The following is a 7,663-nucleotide window of genomic DNA, read 5'->3' as shown; positions in this document are numbered from 1 at the left end:
CAACTGACCCACCCCCCCAAGGGGCAGGTCTCTGATAGAGGGAATACTCATGCACCCTTTACTGTCCAAAACCACGATCGCCCTGGTCGTGTCCGCTCTGGCCCAAGGCGTCGCCCAGGCTGCGCTGTTTGCTGTCGACCCCGGCCCCTATGTTCCCGCCAACGGTAACTTCGCTTCCTGGTATCAGGACACCCACGGTCGAACCCTCGACTTGTGCCTGTCCAAGGCCGTCAGCTCCAGGGTTCCAAGTGCGCCCGGCGCACCGTCCTACATGTGCCTTTTGAATCCGAATCCCGGCATTTTCGATGACACTCAACCCATCGTTTTCCCGACCAACTTCCCCGACGAAGCGTTCTGGTTCACCGGCGACGGATCCATCGTCGATGCCGCACGGGGCATCGACCTGACCTATGTCAGCGCCGTTGAAGCCGCGTTCAGTGGTGGCGACCCGCTGGAAGGCGACCAGGTCAGTTTTGGCCGTATCCGTATTCGGGTCGACGTGCCCACGGCAGGCACCTATGTCATCACCCACCCTTACGGCGTCGATGTCTTCAACGTCGATACCCCCGGGCGCCGCGCGATCAACATGACCCGGGACATCGGCATCGGCTCGCCGAAAACCTACGACGGTGCGCTCAAAGCGGACATCGGCCCCTTCCTGCGCAGCCTCAACGGCCCTTACGTCGAGCCCAACCCGGTTACCGGTTCAACCGACACGTTCGTGGGCGATCCGAACCTGGAAGAGGCTTTCACAGGCAGCCCTTTCAATACCAACTACATCCGCATTGAAGGGCCTAACGGACTGGACTTGCGCACGACGGTGATGGCCATTTCCGGCAAATTATCGACGCTCGTTCGCCCCACTCCGATCATTGCCGAACGCAGCACCTATTCGCGCACAGCCGGCGCCAGCGCCCCGGTGGCCCACCAGGATGTTTTCGTCATGGCCCCGCCACCACCGGCCACCGTGACCCTGGACAGCAACACCCCGGTGTTGAACCTGATCGAGGCCAACACCACCGGCCACTGGTACGCCCAGTCAGCCACCAACCCGACGTTGCCGAGCAGCTTGCTGGTGACGGCCGACAACCATCTGGCCATCCCTACCAGCACGCCAACCTCCTTATCCATGCCGCTGACCGACCTGGTGGTGATTTCACGGGCCGAGTACAGCCTGAGCAGCGGGCAAATCACGGTAGTGGCCTCGACCAGCGATGAAACATCGCCACCGATTCTCACCGCCACCTCCGGCACGGGTGTCGCCATCGGCGCCCTCAGTGGCAGCGGCGCAGAGAAATCCCTGTCGACCGGCATCTCGCCGATTCCACCGGCCAAGGTTCAGGTGACGTCATCCAATGGCGGCAGCGATACCGAAGAAGTGGTCATCGTGCAATGAACGCTCTCATGCCCAGATCCGCATCAGGAGGCATCATGAACAAGTGGCCACGCTTCGCGCTCAAGGCGCTCGGGCTGACTCTTTCGCTGTCCGGCAGTGCGTTCGCGCAACTCAATGCCGTCGATACCGGCCCCTACACTTTCGCCACGGGGAAATTCCCCATGTGGTATCAGGACAGCAATTTGCTGTCGCTGGAACTGTGCCAGTCACGGGCTACCAGCACGCGGGCACCGGGTGCTCCTGGCGCCCCCGCCTATATGTGCATCCTGAATCCGGAGCCCGGCATTTTCGACGACACCCTGCCGATGGTGTTCCCGGATAACTGGCCACCGGAAGCGTTCTGGTTCCTCGCCGAGACCAGCATCAACGATGTTGGAGGTTATGGCGTGGATGCCTACGTGGCCGGGATTGAAGCGGCGTTCGCTGCGGAAAACCCTGTCGACGGCGATCAGGCCAGCTTCGCGCGGATTCGCATGCGGGTAAACATACCTGTCGCGGGCACCTACACCATCACTCACCCGTACGGCGTGGAAACAGTCAACGTCACCACACCGGGCCGCCGGGCGATCAACATCACCCGCGACATCGGCATCGGCGCACCGGGCAACTTCGCCGGGGCACTCAACGGGGAGGTCGGGCCATTTCTGCGCAGCGTCAACGGGCCGTACACCGAAGTGAATCCGGACACCGGCGCCATCGAGACATTCGTGGGTGATCCGAACCTCAGCGAAGCGGTCACCGGCAGCCCGTTCAACAATAACTTCCTGCGTGTCCAGGGTCCGGCCGGGACCATTCAGACCAACCTCTTTACCGTGTCCGGCAAAGTCCTCGACAGCCGTGCGCAAACCCCTGTGGAAATCGGCCGCGCCACTTACCGCCGCCTCCCGACAGGTCCGGGCACGAGCAGTACCCGGGTCGAAGTCTTCGGCAAATCGGCCATCAGTTCGAGCCTGTGCTTCCGTGAAACCGTGCCTCTGGTTCCCGGACCACCGCAATCGCCCTGCCTGGTCACCATGCTTGGCAACAACACCGGTCAGTTCTTCGGCCATCGTTTGACAGGCAGCACGGTTCCTCCGGTGGTCGTGGTCACCGCGACCGACCCGAGTGGCACCAACCGGCCAACGGCGGTGTCGAGCAAAGTCACCGACGTCGTGAAAATCCAGACCGCACGCTACAACTGGAGTAATCACAGCCTGCTGATCGAAGCCACCTCGTCAGACGAAGTCGTGGTGCCGGACATGGTCGCCCAAGGCTTCGGACGGCTGACGAAAACCGGCACCTTGCAACGCCTGAGCGTTGCCGATCTGTCGCAGCCACCGGCCAGTGTCACGATCAAATCCGCCGCCGGCGGCAACGACACCGAACCTGTGGTGGTGATCGGCACACAACCGAACAGCGGTGAAAACGAGGCGCCGCTGGCCGTTGCCGACACCGGCAGCACCAGCTTCGGAGTGCCGATCACCCTCAACCTGCTGGCCAACGACAGCGACCCGGACGGCAACACGCCATTGAGCATCGTCGCGCTGACCTCACCGGCCGCCGGGCAAGGCACCGTGGCGATGAGCGGCACGACCGCCGTGGTCTACACACCGCCCCCCGTAGTCACTGCGCCGATGACCACGACCTTCACCTACAGAGCTCAAGACATCAAAGGCCTGGCCTCGGTCACTCCGGCGACCGTGACCATCACCGTGGCGCCTAACCGGCCACCGGTGGCCGTCGCCGACAGCGTCGCAACCCTGGGCGTGGCGATACCGATCAGTGTGCTGGCCAACGACACCGATCCGGAAGGCAACGTGCCGCTGGCGGTCGCCAGCTTCACGCAACCACCGAACGGTCGCGGCAGCGTCAGCAGCAACGGTACGGTGATCACATACACCCCACCGGCCAACTTCACCACGGCGTTCACCACGACCTTCACCTACTTCGTCCGGGACAGCTTCGGCGCCCAGTCGACGGCACCGGCGACGGTCACCGTGCAAGTCTCGCCACGGCCACCGGCAGAAACCTTCACGGTGACCACGGCAACGGTGTCGGCACGCTCCAACAACCGCTTCACCTGGGACTTCGCGGGCACCTCATCGGTGACCACCGGCAACGTCGTCACCATCCGGGTGAGCACCCCAACCGGGTTGGCAACCCTGGGCACTGCCACAGTGGCGGTGACCGGTCGCTGGCGGCTGACGGTGAACAACACCACCACGGTGATTCCATCGGCGAACCCGACGGCCACCATCACCTCGTCCCAAGGCACCGTGCGCACCGTGACGGTGATCTCCAACTGAGCCTTGGCCCCATCGGTCACGTGGCCGATGGGGCTGGCCTCTTGCGAAAGGACAGTCTCATGAAAACGTCGACCGCCGCCCTGCTCTGCCTGCTTCTGCTCTGCAGCAGCGCGGGCGTGCGCGCCGACGATCTGATGGAGAACGATGACCTGGGCCCCGGCACCGACCTCGGCGAGTTGCCACCGCCGGTTGGCCAGCACGCGCGGATCGACCAGAACGGCCAGGCCAACGTGGCGCTGCTGCAACAGAACGGCCAGTCGCTGCTCGGCACCATCGTCCAGTCGGGGAGCAATCAGGAAGCCTACATCCTGCAACAAGGCAGCGACCTGATGGCAATGATCACTCAGCAAGGCTCCGGCAACTCGGCCTCGATCACCCAGACCGGCAGCCAGAACCGCGCGCAGATAGCCCAGAACGGCAATAACAACGACGCCAGCATCGACCAGGCCGGCACGGGGCTTTCCAGCGCCGTGACCCAATCGGGAAACGGCATGAGCGTTTCAGTCAAACAATACCGCTAAAGCACCGCACCACATGGAGGTTTCATCATGTTCAAACTGACGCCCCTCACCGCCGCGATCCTGGTCATTGCCAGTGCCCATGCGTTGGCCAACGACAGCATTTCCACCCAGGACCAGGTCGGCACCGCCAACATCGCCAATGTGAAACAGACCAAGGCCCCCTACAGCACCGCCACCCAGCAGCAACTCGGCGAGGGCAACGATGCGGCTGCGGTGCAGGACTCGGCCACCAGCACCATCGACCAGAACCAGGTCGGTGAATACAACGCCGGTTACGCCGAGCAATTGTATGAAGACAACAGCACCATCACCCAGAAACAGACCGGCAGCTTCAACACCAGCCATGCCAGTCAATCGATCGGCGCGGGCGGCGGCGAAGTGCTGCAACAGCAGGAAGGCAGCGGTAACTTTTCGTTCGTCTATCAGGACAGCCAGGAGGGCACTTCCGGTCAAACCTTCCAGTACGGCGACAGCAATGAAGCCAACATCGAACAGATCCAGCCCGGCTTCGGCAACATGGCGGTGATCATCCAGTACGGCACCACCAACTACGCCACCGCCGAACAGATCAACCACATGGGCGGCCAGATCGACATTAACCAGTCCGGCGCCAACAACTATGCCTACGGCGACCAACGCAACGGCGACGGAGGCAACCTGACCATCAACCAGAACGGCGACGGCAACGGCACCGAGATCTGGCAAGACGGACAAGCGGGCAGCACGGCCACCGTCGACCAGATGGGTGAGACCAACGAAACCGTGGTGGACCAGAGCTTCGGCGAAAACAACACCGCTCAGGTCTTCCAGGTCGGCAACCTCAACGCGATCTACGCCGACCAGTTCGAGTCCACCGGCTCGACCCTGGCGCTGTACCAGACGGGTACGGGCAACGTGCATTTCACCTATCAGTCCGGCGAAGGCCATTCGCTCACCGCGACTTCGGTGGGTAGCGACAACAAGGTCTACGCCAGCAATTGGAAAGGTCCGCAAAAAGGTGGTCAATTTGGCAGCAACCAAAGCGCAACCATCACTCAGAACGGCAAGGAAAACATTGCCAACTTCACCCAGGACGGCGTCGGCCACGTCATGACCACCAGCCAGACCGGCATGGGCAACAAAACCATCGTCAGCCAGGCGGAGAACTACAACGAGCTGTACTTCGATCAGAACGGCACCGACAACGTCCTCATCGCCGACCAGCGCGGCACCACCAACCTGGTCGAGGGCAGCAGTAACGGCATGAACAACCGTAGCGAATTCGACCAGTCCGGTACCAGCAACCTGGCCTCTACCAGCCAGTGGGGCAACGATAACAAGATCACTCTGAAACAGACCGACAGCATGAACGTGGCGTATGTGACCCAGAGCGGGATCGGGAACATTGCCAATGTTGATCAGAGTGGCGTGACGCAGATGGCGACCATTCAACAGGTGGGTATGGATAACCAGGCGACGGTGTTGCAGCAGTAATTGCGGGGGTATAAAAAACCGCGGCCCTTGAGGGGGGCGCGGTTTTTTTGTGGCCTGCTTTCTGTAGGAGCCAGGCTTGCCGGCGAAGGCGTCTTGACAGGCGACGATTATCTTTCAGGTGTACATATCCATTGCTGCGGTAACGGCCGCTATGGGTTTCGCCCTTACGGCGAGTCACTTGGAGAAGCGCCAAGTAACCAAGCGCTCTTGCCCCTTTCGTTCGGTGCCTCGCCTAGGCTCGGCATGCCCTCGCTCCGGCCCTGCTCCGTGGGCCCGCCGCCATCGGCCATCCATGGCCGGGGGCGGCTAACCCGGCATCCATGCCGGGTTGCCCACTGCGCAGAACCTCCACTCGGCCTCTCGAGGGGGCGCTCAGATCAAAAGCGCAAGGCGAGCTAACGCTCGGCCTGATGAGTGGTGAAAATCAAAAGCAAACGCAGATCCCTGTAGGAGCCGGCTTGCTGCGGGCGGCGTTCCGACGATAGCGGTGGATCAGTCAACGTATGTATTGGCTGGACAGACGCCATCGCCAGCAAGCCGGCTCCTACAGGGGGTTGGGTACATTCGCGAGTGAAGGGTTGGCTGGAAGGACGCTATCGCCGGCAAGCCGGCTCCTACAAAGGGCGTGGTACATCCGCGAGAATCAGGTCGGCTGTCAGGACGTCATCGCCGGCAAGCCGGCTCCTACAATGGTACGGCGTACACCCACCTAACCACGAGGCCGAGCGTTAGCTCGCCTTGCGCTTTTGATTTTGATCTGCCCGCCCCTTCGGGAGGCCGAGTGGAGGTTCTGCGCAGTGGGCAACCCGGCATGGATGCCGGGTTAGCCGCGCACGGCCATGGATGGCCGATCGCGGCGGGCCCACGGAGCAGGACCGGAGCGAGGGAACGCCGAGCCTTAGCGAGGGGCCGGACGCCGGGGCGAGACCTTTTGGTTCCTTTTGGGGCGTTTGCCAAAAGGGACTCGCCGTAAGGGCGAAACCATAAGTGGCCGTTACCGCAGGAATGGATATGTACACCCGAAAGAAAATGGTCCGCCATAAGGCCGCCATCGCCAGCAAGCCGGCTCCTACAGAGGTTCGGGGGTACATCCGCATGAACCATGTCGGCCCGAAGGCCGCCTCGGTCACTCTTCTTCAGGCACCACCTTGTTCTGGGTCAGATACCGGTCAAGCGTCTCACCGCTCTCAGGCGAATTATCCCCCGCCACCTGCCACAAACGCCGCTCGATCCCCTGAGCCAGAAGATGCCCCACCGCCGCCTCGATCGCCGACAACACACACAACTGCGCCGGCTCGTTCGTGGTGTAGCCAACCTCCGCCTCAAGCAACTTCTTGAACTCGATAAACTTGAACACCCCGGCACTACGGCCCACGGAGTAAATCGTCTTGCTGGTCATCACATTGGCCAGCACCTGACCACTGCGCACATCCACCGCCCGCAGGTTCACCGTGACCTGATCCACCCGATACTCCCGGGAAATATCGATACCCAGGTAACGCGCCCCTTCCCCGCCGCTTTTCACATTGGTGTCGTACGCAATAATCCCGCCCTCAAGCATCATGTTCGCCGCTTGCAACGGCGGCAGTTCGCCCTGGATATTCACCGGCGTGTTCGGTTTTTTCTGCGAGGCGCGGATGATCTTGCGTTCGGTCAGCAGGTTCTGCAGCCCCTCCCGCTCCAGCACCACAAACCAGCCGCTGGCCTGCAACGCATCCATCAGCATGCTCGCCGCGCCTTGAGTGACACTGGTAGAAAACGAACTGGCCGGGGTCGGTTTGTATTGCCCGGTCTGGTCGCGGAAACCGTACACCACCGCCATCAACCGGCCCTTGGGTCGTGGCATGTTGATCAAGTCGTAGTAAGTCGAAGCCCTCGGGGTCAGCGTCGGGGTTTCGGTGTCCTGCTCAGCCCCGATCGGCTCGCGCAGACTGCACCCCTGTAACGCCGCCAACATCAGCCCTAGCACCATTATTCTTTTCATATCC

The 7,663-nt window shown here is 62.0% G+C and carries 5 protein-coding genes; 4 read left to right on the top strand and 1 reads right to left on the bottom strand.

What is annotated here, in order from left to right:
• Positions 1 to 49: 49 nt before the first annotated feature.
• From KGB25_RS27540 to KGB25_RS27525, 4 genes are read left to right on the top strand one after another with little or no spacing between them, the layout of a single operon-like run.
• A complete protein-coding gene (locus KGB25_RS27540) occupies positions 50 to 1,396 on the top strand; it encodes a hypothetical protein (protein ID WP_008043629.1) in 1,347 nt (448 codons plus the stop codon).
• Between the two features lie 35 nt (positions 1,397 to 1,431).
• Complete coding sequence (locus tag KGB25_RS27535; protein WP_223437530.1) at positions 1,432 to 3,681, top strand: Ig-like domain-containing protein; 2,250 nt, start codon at positions 1,432 to 1,434, stop codon at positions 3,679 to 3,681.
• Positions 3,682 to 3,740: 59 nt separating this feature from the next.
• Positions 3,741 to 4,202 (top strand): curlin, encoded by a 462-nt coding sequence (locus KGB25_RS27530; protein WP_223437528.1) that lies wholly within the window; start codon positions 3,741 to 3,743, stop codon positions 4,200 to 4,202.
• Between the two features lie 27 nt (positions 4,203 to 4,229).
• Positions 4,230 to 5,675 (top strand): curlin, encoded by a 1,446-nt coding sequence (locus KGB25_RS27525; protein ID WP_223437526.1) that lies wholly within the window; start codon positions 4,230 to 4,232, stop codon positions 5,673 to 5,675.
• Positions 5,676 to 6,801: 1,126 nt separating this feature from the next.
• On the opposite strand, the gene KGB25_RS27520 is transcribed toward KGB25_RS27525, so the two are convergent.
• Positions 6,802 to 7,659 carry a CsgG/HfaB family protein gene (locus KGB25_RS27520; protein ID WP_008034033.1) on the bottom strand — a complete coding sequence of 286 codons (858 nt, stop codon included), beginning with the start codon at positions 7,657 to 7,659 and terminating at the stop codon, positions 6,802 to 6,804.
• Positions 7,660 to 7,663 lie beyond the last annotated feature (4 nt).

The organism is Pseudomonas sp. BF-RE-21 (assembly GCF_019947305.1).
Taxonomy (GTDB): Bacteria; Pseudomonadota; Gammaproteobacteria; order Pseudomonadales; family Pseudomonadaceae; genus Aquipseudomonas; species Aquipseudomonas migulae.
This window is presented reverse-complemented; position numbering and strand designations above follow the sequence as displayed.